16 protein-coding genes are annotated in these 20,167 nt (G+C 25.3%); all 16 read right to left on the bottom strand.

Features of this window, described 5'->3' with window-relative positions; all coding sequences use genetic code 11:
- The coding region (locus KTO59_RS00550) for a GTP-binding protein (protein WP_284928175.1) at nucleotides 1-860 on the bottom strand (860 nt) is incomplete at its 3' end.
- Between the two features lie 53 nt (nucleotides 861-913).
- A complete protein-coding gene (fusA, locus tag KTO59_RS00545) occupies nucleotides 914-2,983 on the bottom strand; it encodes an elongation factor G (RefSeq protein WP_284928174.1) in 2,070 nt (689 codons plus the stop codon).
- Between the two features lie 31 nt (nucleotides 2,984-3,014).
- Nucleotides 3,015-3,485, bottom strand: coding sequence for a 30S ribosomal protein S7 (gene rpsG / locus KTO59_RS00540; protein ID WP_225696160.1), 471 nt, complete (start codon nucleotides 3,483-3,485; stop codon nucleotides 3,015-3,017).
- A gap of 45 nt (nucleotides 3,486-3,530) precedes the next feature.
- Entirely contained in the window at nucleotides 3,531-3,950 is a 420-nt protein-coding gene (gene rpsL / locus KTO59_RS00535; protein WP_225696161.1) for a 30S ribosomal protein S12, read from the bottom strand.
- A 145-nt stretch (nucleotides 3,951-4,095) separates the two neighbouring features.
- Nucleotides 4,096-8,169, bottom strand: coding sequence for a DNA-directed RNA polymerase subunit beta' (gene rpoC, locus KTO59_RS00530; RefSeq protein WP_284928172.1), 4,074 nt, complete (start codon nucleotides 8,167-8,169; stop codon nucleotides 4,096-4,098).
- Between the two features lie 16 nt (nucleotides 8,170-8,185).
- Complete coding sequence (rpoB, locus tag KTO59_RS00525; protein WP_284928171.1) at nucleotides 8,186-11,917, bottom strand: DNA-directed RNA polymerase subunit beta; 3,732 nt, start codon at nucleotides 11,915-11,917, stop codon at nucleotides 8,186-8,188.
- A gap of 151 nt (nucleotides 11,918-12,068) precedes the next feature.
- Nucleotides 12,069-12,452, bottom strand: a complete 384-nt coding sequence (rplL, locus tag KTO59_RS00520; protein WP_225696164.1) for a 50S ribosomal protein L7/L12 — start codon at nucleotides 12,450-12,452, stop codon at nucleotides 12,069-12,071.
- Nucleotides 12,453-12,499: 47 nt separating this feature from the next.
- Nucleotides 12,500-12,988, bottom strand: a complete 489-nt coding sequence (gene rplJ / locus KTO59_RS00515; RefSeq protein WP_225696165.1) for a 50S ribosomal protein L10 — start codon at nucleotides 12,986-12,988, stop codon at nucleotides 12,500-12,502.
- A gap of 88 nt (nucleotides 12,989-13,076) precedes the next feature.
- Nucleotides 13,077-13,763 carry a 50S ribosomal protein L1 gene (gene rplA, locus KTO59_RS00510; RefSeq protein ID WP_263864481.1) on the bottom strand — a complete coding sequence of 229 codons (687 nt, stop codon included), beginning with the start codon at nucleotides 13,761-13,763 and terminating at the stop codon, nucleotides 13,077-13,079.
- 52 nt (nucleotides 13,764-13,815) lie between these two features.
- Complete coding sequence (rplK, locus tag KTO59_RS00505; RefSeq protein WP_225696166.1) at nucleotides 13,816-14,241, bottom strand: 50S ribosomal protein L11; 426 nt, start codon at nucleotides 14,239-14,241, stop codon at nucleotides 13,816-13,818.
- Nucleotides 14,242-14,419: 178 nt separating this feature from the next.
- Entirely contained in the window at nucleotides 14,420-15,028 is a 609-nt protein-coding gene (gene nusG, locus KTO59_RS00500; RefSeq protein ID WP_225696167.1) for a transcription termination/antitermination protein NusG, read from the bottom strand.
- A gap of 24 nt (nucleotides 15,029-15,052) precedes the next feature.
- Entirely contained in the window at nucleotides 15,053-15,445 is a 393-nt protein-coding gene (gene secE, locus KTO59_RS00495; RefSeq protein WP_225696168.1) for a preprotein translocase subunit SecE, read from the bottom strand.
- 26 nt (nucleotides 15,446-15,471) lie between these two features.
- Nucleotides 15,472-15,612, bottom strand: a complete 141-nt coding sequence (gene rpmG, locus KTO59_RS00490; RefSeq protein WP_225696169.1) for a 50S ribosomal protein L33 — start codon at nucleotides 15,610-15,612, stop codon at nucleotides 15,472-15,474.
- Between the two features lie 98 nt (nucleotides 15,613-15,710).
- Nucleotides 15,711-16,427: a 23S rRNA (guanosine(2251)-2'-O)-methyltransferase RlmB gene (gene rlmB, locus KTO59_RS00485; protein WP_284928170.1), complete on the bottom strand. Its 717-nt coding sequence runs from the start codon at nucleotides 16,425-16,427 to the stop codon at nucleotides 15,711-15,713.
- Nucleotides 16,428-16,465: 38 nt separating this feature from the next.
- Nucleotides 16,466-18,772 carry an HAD-IC family P-type ATPase gene (locus KTO59_RS00480; RefSeq protein ID WP_284928169.1) on the bottom strand — a complete coding sequence of 769 codons (2,307 nt, stop codon included), beginning with the start codon at nucleotides 18,770-18,772 and terminating at the stop codon, nucleotides 16,466-16,468.
- 66 nt (nucleotides 18,773-18,838) lie between these two features.
- A complete protein-coding gene (gene cysS / locus KTO59_RS00475; RefSeq protein WP_284928168.1) occupies nucleotides 18,839-20,155 on the bottom strand; it encodes a cysteine--tRNA ligase in 1,317 nt (438 codons plus the stop codon).
- Nucleotides 20,156-20,167: the final 12 nt, after the last annotated feature.

The raw sequence follows: 20,167 nt of genomic DNA, 5'->3' as shown, positions 1-20,167 counted from the left end.
GATATAACTTGTCCACGTTGAATATCTTTATAATTAACACCACGTAACAAAATACCAATATTATCACCAGCCAAAGCGCCTTCTTTATCTAAATTTTTATGAAACATTTGTAAACCAGTTACTGTAGATTTTTTAGTTTCTTTAATACCTATGATTTCAACTTCTTCAGAAAGTTTTATTTGTCCTCTTTCGACACGTCCTGTAGCAACAGTTCCTCTTCCTTTTACGTTAATAACACCTTCAATAGGCATTAAAAAAGATTTATCTAAATCACGTATTGGATCTTCAACATATGTGTCTAAAGTATCAAGTAATTCTTTTATACCTTCAACACGTAAAGCAGAACCTCTAACAATAGGTGTGTTTTCGCCATCAAAACCATTAGAAGTTAAAATATCTCTAATTTCTAATTCTATTAATTCAAAAATATCTTTATCTTCTACCAAATCACATTTATTTAAAAAAACTACTAATTTAGGAACTCCTACTTGTTTAGCAAGTAAAATATGTTCTTTTGTTTGAGGCATTACTCCGTCTACAGCAGAAACTACTAAAATACCTGCATCCATTTGCGAAGCTCCTGCGATCATGTTCTTAATATAATCAGCATGTCCAGGACAATCTATGTGAGAATAATGTCTTTTAGCTGTTTGATATTCTATGCATGTAGAATTAATTGTGATACCACGTTCTTTTTCTTCAGGAGATTTATCTATTTGTTCGTAATTTTGTTTTTTCGCTAATCCTTGTTCTGACAAATAATTAGTTATCGCAGAAGTTAAAGTGGTTTTACCATGATCTACATGACCAATAGTTCCTACGTTTAAATTTAACTTGTCTTTTAAAAATATTTCAGCCATTTTAAAAGGCCTCCTTTGTTTTATTTTTTTATCTTTTACATAAATATTATATATTAATTACGCTCTTTAATAATATTTTCGGTAATATTATTTGGCGTTTTAGCATATCTAGCAAATTGCATAACAAAACTTGCTCTGCCTTGTGTATTAGAACGTAAATTAGTCACATATCCAAACATTTCAGATAAAGGAACAAAAGCTCTAATCACAACCGCGTTTCCACGATTTTCTTGATTTTCTAATTTCCCTCTTCTAGATGTTAAATCGCCAATAACATTCCCTACATAATTATCTGGAGTTATTACTTCTACATCCATAATAGGTTCTAAAAGAACTAAACCGCCATTTTTTTTTGTTTCTTTTAAAGCAATAGAAGCTGCAATTTTAAAAGCAATTTCTGATGAATCAACATCATGATAAGAACCATCAAATAAAATCGCTTTTACATCTATAAAAGGAAACCCAGCAATAATACCATTACTTAAAGATTCTTCTAAACCTTTTTTTACGGCAGGAATATATTCACGAGGAACAGAACCACCAACAATTTTATTTACAAATTCAAATCCCTTACCTTCGTTAGGTTCGAAGCGCATACAAACATGACCGTATTGTCCTCGTCCTCCAGACTGACGTATAAATTTTCCTTCTGTCTCTGTAACTTGAGTTAAAGTTTCTCTATAAGCTACCTGTGGTTTAGCTACATTGGTTTCTATTTTGAATTCTCTTTTTAAACGATCCATAATAATATCAAGATGTAACTCGCCCATTCCAGCAATAATAGTTTGTCCTGTTTCATGGTTGATATAAACCTTAAAAGTAGGATCTTCTTCCGCTAATTTACTTAAAGCGACAGAAATTTTATCTTGATCATTTTTAGTTTTAGGTTCTAAAGCGATTTCTATAACTGGTTCAGGGAAATTCATGGATTCTAAAATAACAAAATCATTTTCTGAAGTTAAAGTGTTTCCAGTAGTAACATTTTTCAATCCTATAACAGCCACGATATCTCCAGCATTAGCTTCCTGAATTTCTTCTCTTTTGTTGGCATGCATTTGTAATAAACGTCCTATACGTTCTTTAACATTTTTTGATGCATTTTTAACATAAGTTCCAGTTTTTAAAACACCAGAATAAATTCTTAAACAAGTTAAACGTCCTACAAATGGATCAGTCATAATTTTAAAAACTAAAGCAGTAAAAGGTTCATCATCAGAAGCTTTGCGAATTACTTCATTATTATCAATATCTAAACCTATTATGGCTGGAATATCAATAGGAGAAGGAAGATAATCAATCATAGCATCTAAGATTTTCAAAACTCCCTTATTTTTAAAAGCAGAACCACATAAAACAGGAAAAAAATCAACAGTTAAAGTTGCTTTTCTAATAACTTTTTTCAAAACATCAGCACTAATTTCTTTATTTTGAAAAAAAAGTTCCATCAAATCATCATCAAATTCAGATAATAATTCTATTAATTCTTGTCTTTTTTGAGCGGCTATTTCTAATAAATCTTGAGGTATATCTATAAATTCACCATCTTCTGAGAAAGAATTATTATTATATTTAAAAGCAGTCATTTCTAATAAATCAATAATACCAATAAAATTACTTTCTTTTCCGATAGGCCATTGAATAGCAGCTACTTTTACACCTAATCTTTGTTTTAAAGTACTAATAGCGTATTCAAAATCTGCTCCTACTTTGTCCATCTTATTGACAAAAACAATTCTAGGAACTTTATATTCTGTTGCTTGTCGCCAAACGGTTTCTGTTTGAGGTTCAACTCCTGCTTGAGCGTCTATAACAACTACTGCTCCATCTAAAACTCTTAAAGAACGAGAAACTTCAACTGTAAAATCTACGTGTCCAGGAGTATCAATAATTTGAATTTTATGTTCTTTCCAAAAAATAGTAGTAGCTGCCGAAGTAATTGTAATTCCTCTTTCTTGCTCTTGTTCCATCCAATCCATTTGTGAAGCACCTTCGTGAGTTTCACCTATTTTATGTATTTTACCAGTATGAAATAAAATTCTTTCTGTTGTAGTTGTTTTTCCAGCATCAATATGTGCCATAATGCCAATATTACGTATTTTATCAATTTTGAATTGGCGTCCCATAAAATATTACTCCTTAATATTCTCGTCTATCTTACCAACGATGATGCGCAAAAGCTTTATTAGCTTCGGCCATACGATGAGTATCTTCTCGTTTTTTAACTGTTATTCCTGTTTTAGAAGAAGCATCAATAATTTCTTTTGCTAATTTCTCTTTCATAGTTTTTTCATTTCTTTTTTGAGAATATTGAATCAACCATCTTAATCCTAAAGACTGACGTCTTTCAGGACGAACTTCTGAAGGAACTTGATAATTTTGACTTCCTATAGTACGCGTACGTACTTCTAAAATAGGCATAATATTACTCAAAGCTTCATTAAAAACATCTATTGGATCTCTTTTAGTTATTTCTTTTACTCTATCAAAAGCGCCATATAAAATAGATTTGGCAACTTCTTTTTTACCATCTTTCATAATAGTATTTATAATTTTAGTTACCAACTTAGAATTATAAACAGGATCCGGTGTTAAATTTTTTCTATAAATACGTTTTTTACGTGACATTTAAAAAAACCTTGCCTTTTTAAAATTTTTATTAATTATATTTTTTTACTTTTTATTAACAACTCTTTTAGAACCATATTTAGAACGACCTTGTTTTCTATTAGCAACGCCAGTAGCATCTAAAGCTCCTCTAACTATATGATAACGTACTCCAGGTAAATCTTTGACTCTTCCACCACGAACTAAAACAACACTATGTTCTTGCAAAGAATGATCTATTCCTGGAATATAAGCATTAACCTCAGTACCATTACTTAATCTAACTCTAGCAAATTTTCTTGAAGCAGAATTAGGTTTTTTTGGTGTCATAGTCGACACTTTAATACAAACTCCTGATTTTTGAGGAGAATTATATTTTTTAATTTTTTTCTTTAAATTATTAAAACTATATCTTAAAGATGGTGATTTACTTTTATAAGTTTTATCAATCCTTCCTTTTTTAATTAACTGAGCAATAGTAGGCATCTTAATATAACATCTCCTTTTTAAAATAATATTTTTTTAAAATTAATAATACATTTTTTTATTAATATTAAGTTTTTTTTAATAATTATAAACGAAATTTTTTATACTATAATTATAACTTTTTTTAAAACAAAAAACAATATAATTATGAATCCGTATCATTTTTTATCTTTTCATAAGGATATTTAAAATTATGATGCTCTAAAATACCTGTACCTGCAGGAATTAATCCTCCTACAATAACATTTTCTTTTAAACCATATAAATAATCTGATTGACCTTTAATAGCAGCATCAATTAAAATCTTAGTTGTTTCTTGGAAAGAAGCGGCAGAAAGGAAAGAATCACTTTTTAAAGAAGATCTTGTAATTCCTAATAAAACAGGTCGACCTACGGCTAACGATTTATTTTGACGTAACATTTCTAAGTTAACTTTTTTAAATTTTTTGATAGAAACTTCAGTTCCTGGTAAAAAATCAGTGTCTCCTTCATAAATAACTAAAATTTGTTTAAACATTTGATATATAATAATTTCTATATGTTTATCACTAATGGTAACACTTTGAGATTGATATACTTTTTGAACTTCTTCTAAAATATATTTTTGCGTTTCTTCTACACTAGTAACTCTTAATAATTCTTTTAAATCAATAGAACCTGTTGTTAACTTTTGACCAGCATAAACACGCATGTCCTTTTGGATTAAAATTTCTGAATTAGAAAAAACATCATAAACATATGTTATGTCTTTATCATAATCAGGAATAATAATAATTTGCGATGAATAAGAATTTATATTTTTAATTTCTTTTACAAACCCATCATATTCACTGATAACAGCTTTTCCTTTAGGTATTCTAACTTCAAATAATTCTTGAATCCTTGGTAAACCTTGAGTAATATCAGAAACCGCTAAAACTCCTCCTGTATGGAAAGTTCTCATTGTTAATTGTGTACCCGGTTCACCAATAGACTGAGCTGCTATTACTCCGACAGCTTCTCCTATTTCGACATTTTTATTACTAGCTAAGTTTAAACCATAACATTTAGCACAAATACCATATTCTGCATTACAAGTTAAAACACTTCGAATTTTAACTTTTTCTATACCTAACGAGTTAATTTTAGCGACAATTTCTTTATCAATCATCTCATTCTTTTTAATTATAATTTGTCCTGTTTTAACATCTAAAATATCTTCAGCGGCAAAACGACTAAAAATACGTTGTCCTAAAGAAATAATCTCTTTATCATTTTTAATAGATTCAATAAATAAACCTTTATCACTTCCACAATCTTCTATAGTAATAATATTATCTTGAGCTACATCAACTAATCTACGTGTTAAATATCCTGATTCTGCTGTTTTTAAAGCAGTATCAGTAGAAACTTTACGAGCACCATTTGTAGAAATGAAAAATTCAGAAACTGTCAATCCTTCTTTAAAAGAAGTTTTTACAGGAATTTCTAAAATTTCTCCTTTAGGACTATTCATTAATCCTCTCATTCCTGATAATTGAGAAAAATTTGAAGTATTTCCACGAGCGCCACTATCACTTATCATGAATAAATTATTATCTTTATCAAATTCTTTCATTAATCCTTCTTGTATTTTATCACGAACGACTTTCCATTCTTGAATAACTAAATTTTTCTTCTCTGAAATTGTTAAAAAACCATTATCATAAAATTTTTCTATTTCTATTATTTTATTTTCAGTTAAATCTAATAATTTTTCTTTTTGAGAATAAACATTAATATCATTATGAGAAATAGTAATTCCGGAAATAGTAGAATATTTAAATCCTAAATCTTTAATATTATCTAACATTTTAGATGTTTCAGTAATATTGCTTTTTTTGAAAACAGAATCTATAATCAAAGATACAAATCTTTTTTTGAAAGGTTCGATATATAATGATTCGGCTAAAACCTTTTGAGGATTTATGCCTTTCGAAATAAAATAACATTCTGGAGTTTTAACTTCTAAATTAAAAAGAGTTGGTTCTTGAATATAATTAAAATTAGAAGGTAAGATACTATTAAAAATTAATTTTCCTAAAGTAGTTATTAAATATTTTTCTTTTTGCTCAGGAGTAAAATAAGAATTAATATTTTTTGTTTTAACTAAAATTTTTGTATGCAAATGAATTTCTTTATTATAAAATGCTAATTCTGCTTCTTTTAAATCAAAGAAAATTTTTCCTTCATTACGATGTTTATATTTGTGTTCTTTTGTTCTTTTTTCTGATTCAAAACCATTTATAACACGATCTTTTTTTTCCTCAATGGTTAAATAATAATTACCTAAAACCATATCTTGTGAAGGAGATAAAACCGGATTACCATTTTTAGGATCTAAAATATTATTAGAAACTAACATCAACAAACGAGCTTCTGCTTGCGCTTCTAAAGAAAGAGGTAAATAAACGGCCATTTGATCACCATCGAAATCAGCATTAAAAGCTGGTGTTACTAAAGGATGTAATTTAATAGCTTTACCATCAATTAATTTCGGTTCAAAAGCTTGAATCCCTAAACGATGCAAAGTAGGTGCTCTATTTAATAAAACAGGATGTTCTTTAACAACTTCTTCTAAAACTTCGAAAACATATTCATTCATTTTTTCATATAAAGCTGTTGCACTTCTTCTATCAATTCCTTTAACTTCTTGTAATTTATTCAGAATAAAAGGTTTAAATAAAATAACAGCCATTTTTCTCGGAAGTCCACATTGATGAATTTTTAATTCTGGGCCAACAATAATAACTGATCTTCCTGAATAATCAACCCTTTTTCCTAAAAGATTTTGACGAAAACGTCCTTGTTTCCCTCTTAACATTTCTGATAAAGATTTTAATGTTTTATTTTTTTCCATATTAGAGTTATTTTTTTTATTAACTTTAACATTATCAAATAAAACATCTACAGCTTCTTGTAACATTCTTTTTTCATTTTTAATAATTAATCTAGGAGCTTTTTGTTTAATTTGTTTTTTTAAACGATTATTACGATTTAAAATTCTTCTATATAAATCATTTATATCAGTAGTCGCAAAACGTCCTGCATCTAAAGGAACAATTGGTCTTAAATCAGCAGGAAGAATTGGTAAAACATCTAAAACCATCCATTCAGGTTTATTATCAGATTGTTGTAAAGATATAAGAATTTCTAATCTCTTAATAATATTATCTCTTTTTTGTTTCGAAATATGTTTTAAAAGATTTTTTAATTCTTCTATTTTAGCATTTAAATCTAGTTCCTTTAACAATTCTTTGACAGCTGTTGCACCTGTTAAAGCGACAAAGTTGTTGCTATTTTCTAAATAATGACCGTATTGAATTTCTGATATCAACTGTCCTTTTTCTAAATTTGTATTTCCAGGAGACATAACAATATAAGAAACATAGTAAACTATTTCTAATAATTCTTTGGCTTTCATTCCTAAAATAATAGCTAATCTACTCGGAGAACTATTTAAGTACCAAGTGTGTACAACGCAAGAAGCTAATTCTATATGCCCCATTCTTTCACGACGTACTTTTTGTTCTGTTATTTCAACACCACATTTAGGACAAATTTTAAAAGTTTTTGATATTTTTTTTTTTAAACAAGCACATTGAAAATCTTTATAAGGACCGAAAATTTTTGGACAAAAAAGTCCTCCCATTTCTGGTTTAGAAGTACGATAATTAATAGTTTCATAATTAACAATTTCGCCATAAGACCATTTTCTAATTTCATCAGGAGACGCTAAACGAATTTTAAAATAATCGTATTCACGACTTCCATATTTTTTTTCAAAAGAAACTGGTTCATCAGATTTTTCGTTTTCGACATTTATTTTTGTTTCAAAATTATGTTTATATAAAGAAAAAAATTTTTTAATATCTTCGAAATAAGAAGAATTTTCTTTTTCAAATAAATGATATATAAAATTAGGATCAGCTGTTAAAAGATCACGACATGTCTTAATTTTATTATTATATAAAATTACAATAATATCATTTATTAAATTTAAATTTTCTAAATTTTCAGGTAAAAAATTTTTTTTTAAAATAGGAATAATGTCAAAAAAACAATCTTCATTTAATAAAGATTGTAAATCTAATAAAGTATAAGAATTAAAATCTTCCAAAAAATTAATTCCGATTGATTTTAATGATTCTACAGTTGATTCAGAAACATTACAATTTTCGATTTTATCATTTATTTCCATAATTAGTTGATAGCTTTCACTCCTTGTTTTTATTAACTAAAGAATGATGAACTTTATTCTCCTTAGTATTAGCTTCAATAAGCTCTACATGTAAACCTAAAGATTGTAATTCTTTAGAAAATACTCTAAAACTTTCAGGAATAGAAGGTTTAGGCAAAGGCAATCCCTTAACTATAGCGTTATAAGTTTTATTACGTCCTATTATATCATCACTTTTGACAGTTAAAAACTCTCTTAAGGTATAAGCTGCACCGTAACCATATAAACTCCATACTTCCATTTCCCCAATTCTTTGTCCACCTGGACCACTACTTCCTTGACCACGAGTAGCTTGATTTGTTATTAAAGTATAAGGGCCTACATTTCTAGCATGTAACTTATCATCTACCATATGTGATAATTTAATCATATATAATATACCTACAGAAATAGGATTATCAAAAGGTTCACCAGTTCTACCATCGTATAAAGTCATTTTACCATCTAAAGATAAATTAGCTTCTTTCATAATATCTTTCAAATCTTCATTATCAACGCCATCAAAAACTGGAGTAGCTACTTTAATACCTAATTTTTTAGCAGCTAAACCTAAATGCATTTCTAAAATTTGTCCAATATTCATTCTACTCGGAACACCTAAAGGATTTAACATAATATCAATAGTTGTACCATCAGCCATATAAGGTAAATCTTCTTTAGGTAAAATACGAGAAACTACACCTTTATTACCGTGTCGCCCTGCTATTTTATCGCCTTCTTTAATTTTTCTTTTTTGAGCAATATAAACTTTAACACTTTGATTTACACCTGGTGTAGACAAAACATCACCATTAGAAACAGATAAATATTCGACGCTTTGAACGACTCCTGACTTTCCAAAAGGAACTCTTAAAGAAGCATCTTTATAATCGCGTGCTTTTTCTCCTATAATAGTGTAAATTAATTTTTCATGAGGTAAAGGTTCAAAAGTTCCTTGAGGAATTATTTTACCTACTAAAATATCGCCTTCTTTAACTTCTGACCCTGGAATAATAATTCCTCTGTGATCTAGATTTTTAATAGCTTCGGCACTTACATTAGGAACTTCACGAGTAATCTCTTCTTTACCAGAACCTTTTTTTAATTCTCTTGCATAAATTTCATATTTAGTGATATGAACAGAAGTATAAACATCATTACGAACTAAATCTTCTGACATAATAATAGCATCTTCGTAATTATAACCATCCCAAGTCATAAAAGCTGCAGTTATATTTTTTCCTAAAGCTAATTCACCTTTATCAGTGGCTGGGCCATCAGCTATAATATCGTTTTTATTCACGAATTCATTTTTCTTAACAATAGGTTTATGTAAAATCAAAGTATTTTGATTTGATTTAGCAAAAGAAGTTAATTTATAAACTTTTTCTGTTTCGTCATCAGACTTAATGATAATTTTTTTAGAATCAACATAAGAAACAAAACCATCTTTTTCAGCTAAAATCAAACAACCAGAATCTTTTACTACTCTATGCTCGGTTCCTGTACCTACAATAGGAGAATCTGTAATCAATAAAGGCAAAGCTTGGCGTTGCATATTTGTTCCCATTAAAGCTCTAGAAGCATCATTATGTTCTAAAAAAGGAATAGTAGAAGTTGCTACAGAAACTATTTGTTTAGGAGAAACATCAATATAATTAACTTTTGAAACATCATAAAGACCTATTTCTCCATTTTTTCTAGCGATAATTTTATTTTGTTTAAAAGTATTATCTTCGTTTAAAATAGTATCTGCTGAAGCAATAATTTGTCCTTCTTCCTGAATAGAAGTTAAATATTTGAAATCTTTAGATACCCTATGTAAACCATCAGTATGAATCACTTTAAAAAAAGGAGTTTTAATAAAACCATATTGATCTACTTGAGCATAAGTAGATAAAGAAGAAATCAAACCAATAGAAGGTCCTTCTGGTGTTTCTATAGGACATAATCTTCCATAATAAGAATTATGTATAGCTCTTAATTCGAGACCTGCACGATCACGATCGATACCACCAGTTTCTAAAGAAGAAATTTTTCTTTTTTGAGTTAATTCAGCTAGAGGATTAATTTGATCCATGAAATGAGATAAACGTGAACTGCCAAAAAACCTTTTAATAACTATCGCTAAAGAAGAAAAATTAACTAATCCACTAGTTGTCGTTGTTTCAAATTTACTAGTTGACATTCTATCCTTAATATTTTTTTCAGATCTAGACAAACCAATACGAAATTGATTTTGTAATAATTCTCCTACTAATCTTAATCTTCTGTTGCCTAAGTAGTCAATATCGTCTTTTTTACCTATATTTTCATATAAATTCAAATAATAACTAATACTAGCGATAATATCAGATAAAAAAATATTTTTTGCTTTTTCATCTTGATTATTACCTATTACTTTAATATAACGTTTATTATCATTATCATCTAAAACATAAATAACTAAAACTTCATTTAAAATATTTTTACTTTGAGTTTCTTTTTCATTTTCATAAAAATTATTATTTTCTAGAAAAAAATCTATAACAGATTCTTCTAAATTATCTCTATTTTGCTGCAAAATTTCTTTTACTTCATCGTTTAATAAAGTGTCTGCTTCGACTAAAATCTCTCCTGTTAAAATATGAAAAATATTTTCTTTTATATAAATGTTTTCTGCAGAATCATCTTTTTTATAAGTAAAAATATTTTCTTCTTCATCAACTTCATTTTCTAAATTAATCTTAGAATTAATTAATTCTTTTCTAAAATGATGTCTTTTATTTTTTAATTCCTCAATAATATCCTTTGTTAATAAAGTATCTTTAGGAAATAAAACTTCTCCAGTATCAATATCTTTTAAATCATATGCTAAAAAAGTTTTTTCAATTCTATTTAAAACATCTAATTTTTTATTAAGTTTATATCTACCTACAAAAGATAAATCATATTTTTTACGATCAAATAATCTTTTACTAATAAATTCACGAGCAGATTTAACAGAAACTTTTTCACCTTGATTTAATTTAGAATATAATTCTATAATAGAATCATCTGTGTTTAACTCATCATTTTTATTAAAACTTAATTCTAAAAGAGGATTTCCTCCAAAAACAGATTTTATTTCTTCTTTACTATTAAAACCTAAAACATTAATAAATTTAGTTAAAGGAATTTTTTTGGAATGATCTAATTTAGCATAAAGAATGTCTTTATTGCTTTGTTCATATTCAATCCAAGCTCCTCTTGTAGGAATAATTTGAGCTTCATAACGAACTTTATTTAATTTAGAATCAAATTTTTCAGTAAAATAGGTACCTGAAGAACGTATAATTTGAGATATAATTACTCTTTCTGTTCCGTTAATTATAAAAGTTCCCGAAGGAGTCATTAAAGGTAGTTCTGTCATTAAAACTCGACTTTTTTTAATTTCTCCAGTCGAAACATTTTCTAATCTTACATTAACAAATAATTCGGAAAAATAACTAAAATCTCTTTTTTTAGCTTCTTTAATATCTAATTTAGGTTCATTTAAATAAAAATCATCAAAATATAATTTTAAATTACCGTTATAACTTTGTATAGGAGAAATATCATTTAAAGCCTCTTGAATTCCTTTTTTTAAAAATAAATCAAAAGAATCCATTTGTGTTTTTATTAAATTAGGTAATTCAAAATCATAATTAATTTTAGAATAATTACGACGTTCCGCTTTAGTACCGTATTTTATATTACAATATTTCTTCATTTATTTAAACTCCAACCCAATATAATAAAACTATTCTTTTAAAAAACAAAAATCTAAAAAAATAAAATATAAATAAAATATAAGAAAACAAAAACCTAAGAAAAACTATATCTTAGGTTTTAAATTAAAAAAAATAGCTCATTTTAAAAAATTATTCCAATTCAACTGTAGCGCCTAATTTTTCTAATTTATTCTTTATTTCTTCAGCTTCTGCTTTTTCAAGATCTTTTTTAATAATAGCGTTAGGTGTTTCTGCTAATTTTTTAGCATCAAGTATTCCTAAGCCAGTTATTTCACGAATTTCTTTAATAATTGGAATTTTCTTACTAGCATCTCCAAAAGTTTTTAGAATAACTGTAGCTTTAGTTTTTTCTACCTTTTCTCCTTGTGAATCAGAAGTATTCGAAACAGAAGATACCAAATTAGAAGGATCAACTCCGAACTCTTCTTTTATACCGTCTACTAATTCTTTAATTTCTAACAAAGTCATGCTTTTTAAAGCTTCTATAAAAACTTCTTTAGTTAATTTAGCCATTGTGCCAAACTCCTTTATCATATTTAAATTTTATAAAATTAAACAAATTATTTATTTGATAATATATTCAAACTAATTGTTAATTCTCTTAAAGCGAACATCATTCCTGATGATAACATAGCTAATACATATTCTTTAGAAGGTAAAACTGCTATCTCATTAATAACATTGCAAGAATATACTTTATTATCAATAATACCTTTAACAATTTTTAAAAATTTATTTTTTTGAACAAAATTGAATAAAATTTTGATAGGTTCAATAGAATCTCCAGAACTCAATAATAAAGCTTTAGAATATTTAGATAAATCCACTAATTCATTATAATCAGTTGATTTAAAAGCTCTTTTTAATATATTATTAGAATATACTCTAATCATACTATTTTGTTTTTGTAATTCAACACGTAATTCAGTTAAATCACTTACTTTTATTCCTTGATACTCAAACAAAATAATTATTTCAGATTTTTTAATATTTTGAATTAATAAATCTACATCAGCTCTTTTTTGCTCAATAATAGCCAGATTTGTCATAACAATAATAATCCTTATTATTTTTTATTCTTAATTTTTAAAAATACTAAATTTAAAAATAAATTTTTACATTTTTAAATTTATATTTTTAAACAGAAGCGAAATCAATTTTAATGCCTGGTGCCATCGTTGTAGAAATAGTTATTGATTTAATAAAATTACTTTTTGCTGTCTTAGGTTTAATAGACATTAAATGTTCATATAAAAATTTAAAATTATCTAATAAATCTTCTTCTTTAAAAGAAATTTTTCCTAAAATGGTATGCAAATTGCCATTTTTATCCAATCTATATTCTATTCTACCTTTTTTAATTTCTTGAACTATTTTAAAAACATTATCTGTTACAGTTCCTAATTTTAAATTAGGCATTAAACGACGAGGACCTAAAATACTCCCCAATTTAGAAATCGAAGGCATCATATCTGGTGTAGCTATCAAAACATCGAAACCTAACCAATTTTTAGAAATACGTTCGATTAAATCTTGATCACCGACATAATCAGCGCCTGCCTCTTCAGCTTCTTTAACTTTAGAACCTTTTGCTAATACAGCAATTTTTAGTTTTTTACCGCTTCCATGAGGTAAAACCAAAGCTCCACGCAAATTTTGATCTACTTTTTTAGGATCCAACTGCAAAGATAAATTACATTCTACAGTAGAATCAAATTTAGTAACTTTAGTTTGTTTTACTAATTTTATAGCCTCATCGATAGAATATAACTTACTAAAATCTATCAACTTACTAATATTTAAATATTTTTTACTTCTTTTCATAATCAAAACACTTTATTACCAAACATAAATTCTTTCTAAAAAATATTAAAAATCATTCAACTATATCAATACCCATACTAACAGCAGTACCTTTTATTATTTTGCAAGCCTGTTTTAAATCATAAGAATTTAAATTAGAAGATTTGTTTTGAGCAATTTCTTCTATTTGTTTATTCGTTAAAGTAGCTACTTTATTTTTTTTAGAATTAGATGATCCTTTTTCAATATTAGCAGCTTTTTTTAAAAGGTCGCTAGCAGGAGGAGTTTTAGTAACAAAATCAAAAGTTCTATCATCATAAACATAAATAACAACAGGAATTGTAAAACCCATTTTGTCCTTAGTAACTTCGTTAAATCTAGAACAAAATAAAGGTATATTAACTTGTGCTTGACCTAAAACTGGTCCTACCGGTGGAGCAGGATTAGCTTTTCCTGCATTAATTTGTAATTTAATAGTTTTAATAACTGTTTTTGCCATTATAGTAATAAAACCTCATTTATTAATATTAGTTTATTAAAATTGTTAATTTATAAAATTTATAAATTTTATAAAAAATAAAACTATATATAAAAATTTTATAAAGAAAAACAAATTCTCAAAATTATAACATAATTTATAATAAAAAACAATAGTATAACTTCAAATAATTATATTATTATGTAATTTCTTTAAAAGAAGAAAGAGAAATCTCAATAGGAGTGTTTCTACCGAATAAATCGACCTCTACTATCATTATATTTTTACTATTATCTATAAAAGATACTGTACCTATTTTTCCTACAAAAGAACCACTAGTAATTTCTACTTTTTTATTAATTAAATGTTCGTAACTCGGTTTTTTTATAAGCCCTATTTTAATTAAAATAGGTTTTATTTCAGAGTCACTCAAAGGAACCGGTTTAGCATTACTACCTTTTATAGAACCTAAAAAATTAGTTACTTGTGGTAGATTACGAACTACAAACCATGTATGTTCAGTTATAATCATTTTAACAAAAACGTAACCAGAAAACATCTTTCTTTCTTTTTCTTGTTTAGTACCATCAGATTTTATTTTAAAATATTTTTCTTTAGGGCAAATAGCCTCAAAAATAAATTTAGCAATTGGTAATCCGCTATTAACCAGTTTTAATAAGTCTTCTCTTACAGAATTCTCATAACCTGAATAAGTTTGGACAATATACCATTTCGCTTCTTCATTTTTTGATTTGTTTTCAGTTTCTAAAATATATTCTTTATCATTTATTTGCTCTTTTTTTTTCATTTTCTAAACATCTATTCTGTTATTTTAAGATATTTTCGGAGATAATGGATCAATATATGAAGAATATAAAAAATTAAAAAACTGAAACATACCTATCAAAACCAAACTAAAACAAATAACATTTATTATTTTAAATATAATTTCATGAAACAAAGGCCAAACGATCAAATTAATATCTTTTATACTTTTTTTAATAAAAGGATAAATACTGATTAAAAAAACAAAAAAAGATAAAGTGAAAAAAGAGTAAAACATTTTTTCTCCAAAATGTTCTAGTTTAAATAAAGTTTTTAACAAACCCATAGAAATAATAGAACAAATTAGAAAAAAAACATTCTTAAAACCATATTCGTTTTTAATAATATCGTATAAAGGATTAACAATTAATTCTTCTGTTTTATTTTTTTTTAATACCATTATAAAAATTTCCTTTTCTTAATCGATTATTTTGATTCTTCATGCAAAACATGTTTTTTGCACTGGGGACAATATTTTTTTAAAATCAAACGATTACTACGGTTAGCTACAGTAACATGATAATTACGACTTAAACAAAAATTACAAATTAAAATATTTTTTTTCATTATCTCTAAATTAATCAATCTTCCTTCAAAAAATGATAATAAAATAAATTATTAACTTTAAATATTTTAACATATAAATTATTTATAAAATTAACAAATTAATTTTTATTTTGTAATGTATACATTATCAAAGCGGCAGCTACACTTACATTAAGAGAATTAATACGACCTTTCATAGGTATCTTCATTAAAAAATTACATTTTTGTTTTAATAAAGGACGTATTCCTTTCCCTTCGTTTCCTAAAACAATAGCAAGAGAACAATTTGTGTTTAATTTATTTAAATTTAAATCAGCTTTTGAATCAGTACCGATAACAACAATATCTTTACTTTGTAAATAAATAATAGTTTTAAATAAATTATCTACTAAAAAAATATTAACATATTCTAATGCTCCGCTAGATGCTTTAGCTACAGCTCCGTTTAAAAGAACCTGATTTTTTTGAGATATAATAATGCCATCAAATTGTAACGCTTCCATAGTTCTTAAAATAGCACCAAAATTATGTGGATCATGAATTTCATCTAAAATTAAAAATCTTTTAAATTTATTAGAATAAAAAGAATCAGAATCTAAAAAAGAAAATAAATTATGATATTTATAATCTTCAACTTTTGCTACCACACCTTGATGTTCAAAACTATTTGCTTTTTCATTTAATTGATGTTTATCTACAAATTTATATTCAATATTATTTTGATTTAAAAAATCTAAAAAAAATTTATCTTTCATTTTATAATTTACATATAATTCATGAATGAACCTTTTGTTTTTGATAACTTCTTTAATTACATTTTTTCCATAAACTATCATTTTTTATAAATCTTTCTTTAGATAAAAAATTAAATTAATTATATACATTTTAAATAAAATTTAAGAAATAAAAAACTCAAAATAAAACCAGAAAAAACTATACAAATTAATATTTTTTTCCATTTATTAAAAGGAATACAACTATATATTAACAAATTAAAAAAGACGCAAGCGATAAATATATTTAATAAAGACGAAATGTTAACTATTTCATATTTTTCTAATGGAACTACATATATTAAAGAAAAATAAAACAAAGCCATTAATAAAGAATAAGGAAAAGCTTGTCGCAAAATAATTCTAAAAAAAGATTTATTTACTTTTTTATTATTCATTTCTAAAGCTAAAAAGAAAGATGGAATGCCAATAAAAAAAGTATCAACTAAATTAAATTGTAATGGTTTTAAAGGAAAAGGAAGAATCATTTCATTGCTAGTATACCAATAATAAAAGTTCCAAAATATAACGACAAACGCTAATAAAAAAGATACAATTGTTTTAGTCAAAAACAAAATAGAAATTTTTTGTAAATTATTAATAACTCTTCTTCCTTCAGTAACTACTTGAGTTAAAGAATGAAATTGAGAATCAAGCAAAATTAAATTAGCAGTATTTTTACAAGCTTCATTTCCTGAAGCCATAGCAATTGATACATCTGCTTCTTTAAAGGCTAAAATATCATTAACACCGTCGCCTATCATCGCTACTTTATGATTTTGTTTTTTTAAATTTTGAATAATTATTTTTTTTTGTGTTGGAGTAGATCTTCCAAATACATTATATTTCGAAGAAACATCATCTAATTCATTTGATTCTAAATTAATTAAATTAATCGATTGTTTTGAGGTTTTAATAATATTCAATTTCTTAGCAATATAAGATATTGTCTCCAAATTATCTCCTGAAATAATTTTTACACTAATACCGTTTTGAATAAAATAATTAATAATATCAAAAGCATCTTCTTTAATTTGTTCTTCTAAAGAAATCAAAAACATAATTTTATAATTAGTATTATCATTAATATTATCTAATAAAGTATCAGTTTGAGCCAAAAGTAAAACTCGATATCCTAATTTAGTTTCTTTTTGAAAATCATTTTTAATTTCACTAAATTGTTTTTTTAAAATAAATTCAGGAGCGCCTAAAACAAAAGTACCCATTTTATCTATCTCTACCGCGCTATATTTATTAATACTAGAAAAAGGTTTGGTTTTTAGAATTTTATAAATATTTTTTTTTTGATTTTTTATCGGCAAAGAACAAAATGCTTGATATAAAGCTTTTTGAGTCGGATTATTTTGAGGAAAAGCATTAATAATATTAAAAAACAAATCTTCAGGAAATAAATTAGAATCTTTGCATTTTAAAACATTTTTTACTTTCATAGTGCCATCTGTAATAGTTCCTGTTTTATCTAAACAAAGGACATCTATTCTAGCTAACATTTCAATCCCAAAAAGTTCTTTCATATAAGCTTGTTTTTTAGCTAATTTAATGAAACTAACAAATAAAGTAGTACTAGTTAAAAGAAACAATCCAGAAGGAAGTGTACCTAAAACAAAACCACATAAACCTAAAACAAATGACTCTTCGTTGATAAGAATTGTTTTAGGAAAAAAATATAAAATCGAAGACATCGGAATCAATAAACAAAAAATAAACAAAATTAATAAAGATAAATTTTGAATTAAAGGTGTTTTAATTTTTTTATATTTTTTCGCTTCTTTTGTTAATTTAGAAATATACATTTCAGGACCTACACAAAAAACTTTAGCACAAGCATTTCCACTTAAAACATAACTTCCAGAATATAAAACATCTCCTTCTTTTTTAAAAATAGAACCAGATTCTCCTGTTAAAAGGGATTCATCAACTTCTAAAAATCCTTTTGTTATTTTAGAATCGGCAACAATTTGAGAACCTAATTCCAAAAAAAGAACATCATCAATAACAACATTTTCAATTAATGTTTCGGTTAAAAAACCATTTCTAATAACCTTGGTATGGTTAAATTTTAATATAGAAATTTTATCTAAAGTTTTTTTAGCCTTAACTTCTTGAAAAATATTTATAGAAACATTTAACATATTGATAAACAAAAAAAATAATTGTTCATAATGTCCTATATGAATAATAAGACAAGTAATTATAAATAATAAAAAATTAAAAAAAGTAAAGACATTGCTTAAAATAATTCCTAAAATACTTTTATTAATATTTTTTATTAATACATTATTTTGTTTATTTTTTATTTTTTGTTCTACTTCTTCTGAACTGAGTCCTTTGATACCAAATAAAAAATTATTTCTTTCCATTTGATTATCTTTCTTTTGATTAATCATATTATATATACCATCTTTAACTATATACTTATTGTATAATAAGAAAAATTTAAAAAATATATTTTTTTAAATTAGCATATCTTTTTTTAAAATATTTCTTAAAACATCAGATTCAGAAAAATCCTTTTTTTTATGTTTTTCAATCCATAAATAATAAATTTTAATTTGTTGTTCGGTAACATTTTTTAAAACAATATTAATATTTAAACTTTTAAATAAATAAATTAATGTATTTTGCAATCTAGCTAAATATTCTAATTCAGTGGTTTTATTTATTTTTTTTAATAATTCCTCAATTAAAGTTAAAATGTTAGGAGTATCAAAATCATTTGACATTAAAGAATGAAATTTATCAATATAAAACGAATCAACACCTTTAATAAAAATTTTATTTAAAATTAATTGAAAATTATTCTTATTTAAAGTATAAAATATTTTATCATATTTTACTTTAATTTCTTTTATTAAATTATTATTATAATGAATAGGTTGTAAATAATGATAAGATAAAAAAAACATTTTAATAACATTTGGATCAAATTTATTTAATAAATCTTTCGCTAAAATAACATTTCCTAAAGATTTACTCATTTTATTTTTATTATATTCGACATATCCTATATGAATAAAAAAATTAGCTAATTTTTTTTGTTCTATAGCCCAAAATTGAGCTTGTTCATTAGTATGATGTGGAAATTTTAAATCAATTCCTCCACCATGAATATCTATAGTATTTTTAAAGATACTATTAATCATTACAACACATTCTGTGTGCCATCCTGGTCTTCCAGGAAACCAAGGACTATCATATTTAATTCCGACTTTAGTTTTTTTCCATAAAATAAAATCTTCTTTATTTTTTTTTTGAAAATCTAATATTATATTTCTAGAATTTTTTTTTAATTTTGTTAAATTTTGATCACTTAATAAACTATAATGAGGAATTAAGTTCGATTTAAAATAAATTCCTTCATTTATAATATATGTATATCCTTTTTGAGTTAATTTCTCTATATATGATATTATTTCTGGAATATAATCAGTTACTAAAGGATGTTGATCTATTGTTGTAATTTCTAATTTCGATAATAAATTTAAAAAATGTTTTGTATATTTTTGAGATATCTGTGTTTCAGAAACTTCATTATCTATTGCTTTTTGAATAATTTTATCATCAATATCCGTAATATTTACTATTAAACGAACTTCATAACCTAAAATAGAAAAATATTTTTTAACAAGATCAAAAAAAATCAAAGACCTTATATTTCCTATATGCAAATGTTCATATACTGTAGGGCCACAAACATAAATATTTATTTTTTTTTTTTCTAATGAATAAAATTTTTCTTTTTGATTAGTTAAAGAATTATAAATTTTCAAGATAAAATCCTT

It is taken from the genome of Candidatus Phytoplasma sp. AldY-WA1, assembly GCF_020312115.2.
GTDB lineage: Bacteria > Bacillota_I > Bacilli_A > Acholeplasmatales > Acholeplasmataceae > Phytoplasma > Phytoplasma vitis.
This window is presented reverse-complemented; position numbering and strand designations above follow the sequence as displayed.

Excerpts from the sequence above, each read along its gene's own strand:
- rplK (WP_225696166.1), bottom strand. The coding sequence starts at position 14,241 with ATGGCAAAAACAGTTATTAAAACTATTAAATTACAAATTAATGCAGGA.
- rpoB (WP_284928171.1), bottom strand. The coding sequence starts at position 11,917 with ATGAAGAAATATTGTAATATAAAATACGGTACTAAAGCGGAACGTCGT.
- rplA (WP_263864481.1), bottom strand. The coding sequence starts at position 13,763 with ATGAAAAGAAGTAAAAAATATTTAAATATTAGTAAGTTGATAGATTTT.
- secE (WP_225696168.1), bottom strand. The coding sequence starts at position 15,445 with ATGGTATTAAAAAAAAATAAAACAGAAGAATTAATTGTTAATCCTTTA.
- rplL (WP_225696164.1), bottom strand. The coding sequence starts at position 12,452 with ATGGCTAAATTAACTAAAGAAGTTTTTATAGAAGCTTTAAAAAGCATG.
- KTO59_RS00480 (WP_284928169.1), bottom strand. The coding sequence starts at position 18,772 with ATGATTAATCAAAAGAAAGATAATCAAATGGAAAGAAATAATTTTTTA.
- rpsL (WP_225696161.1), bottom strand. The coding sequence starts at position 3,950 with ATGCCTACTATTGCTCAGTTAATTAAAAAAGGAAGGATTGATAAAACT.
- rlmB (WP_284928170.1), bottom strand. The coding sequence starts at position 16,427 with ATGATAGTTTATGGAAAAAATGTAATTAAAGAAGTTATCAAAAACAAA.
- fusA (WP_284928174.1), bottom strand. The coding sequence starts at position 2,983 with ATGGGACGCCAATTCAAAATTGATAAAATACGTAATATTGGCATTATG.
- rpoC (WP_284928172.1), bottom strand. The coding sequence starts at position 8,169 with ATGGAAATAAATGATAAAATCGAAAATTGTAATGTTTCTGAATCAACT.
- rplJ (WP_225696165.1), bottom strand. The coding sequence starts at position 12,988 with ATGACAAATCTGGCTATTATTGAGCAAAAAAGAGCTGATGTAGATTTA.
- rpmG (WP_225696169.1), bottom strand. The coding sequence starts at position 15,612 with ATGAAAAAAAATATTTTAATTTGTAATTTTTGTTTAAGTCGTAATTAT.
- rpsG (WP_225696160.1), bottom strand. The coding sequence starts at position 3,485 with ATGTCACGTAAAAAACGTATTTATAGAAAAAATTTAACACCGGATCCT.
- nusG (WP_225696167.1), bottom strand. The coding sequence starts at position 15,028 with ATGAAAAAAAAAGAGCAAATAAATGATAAAGAATATATTTTAGAAACT.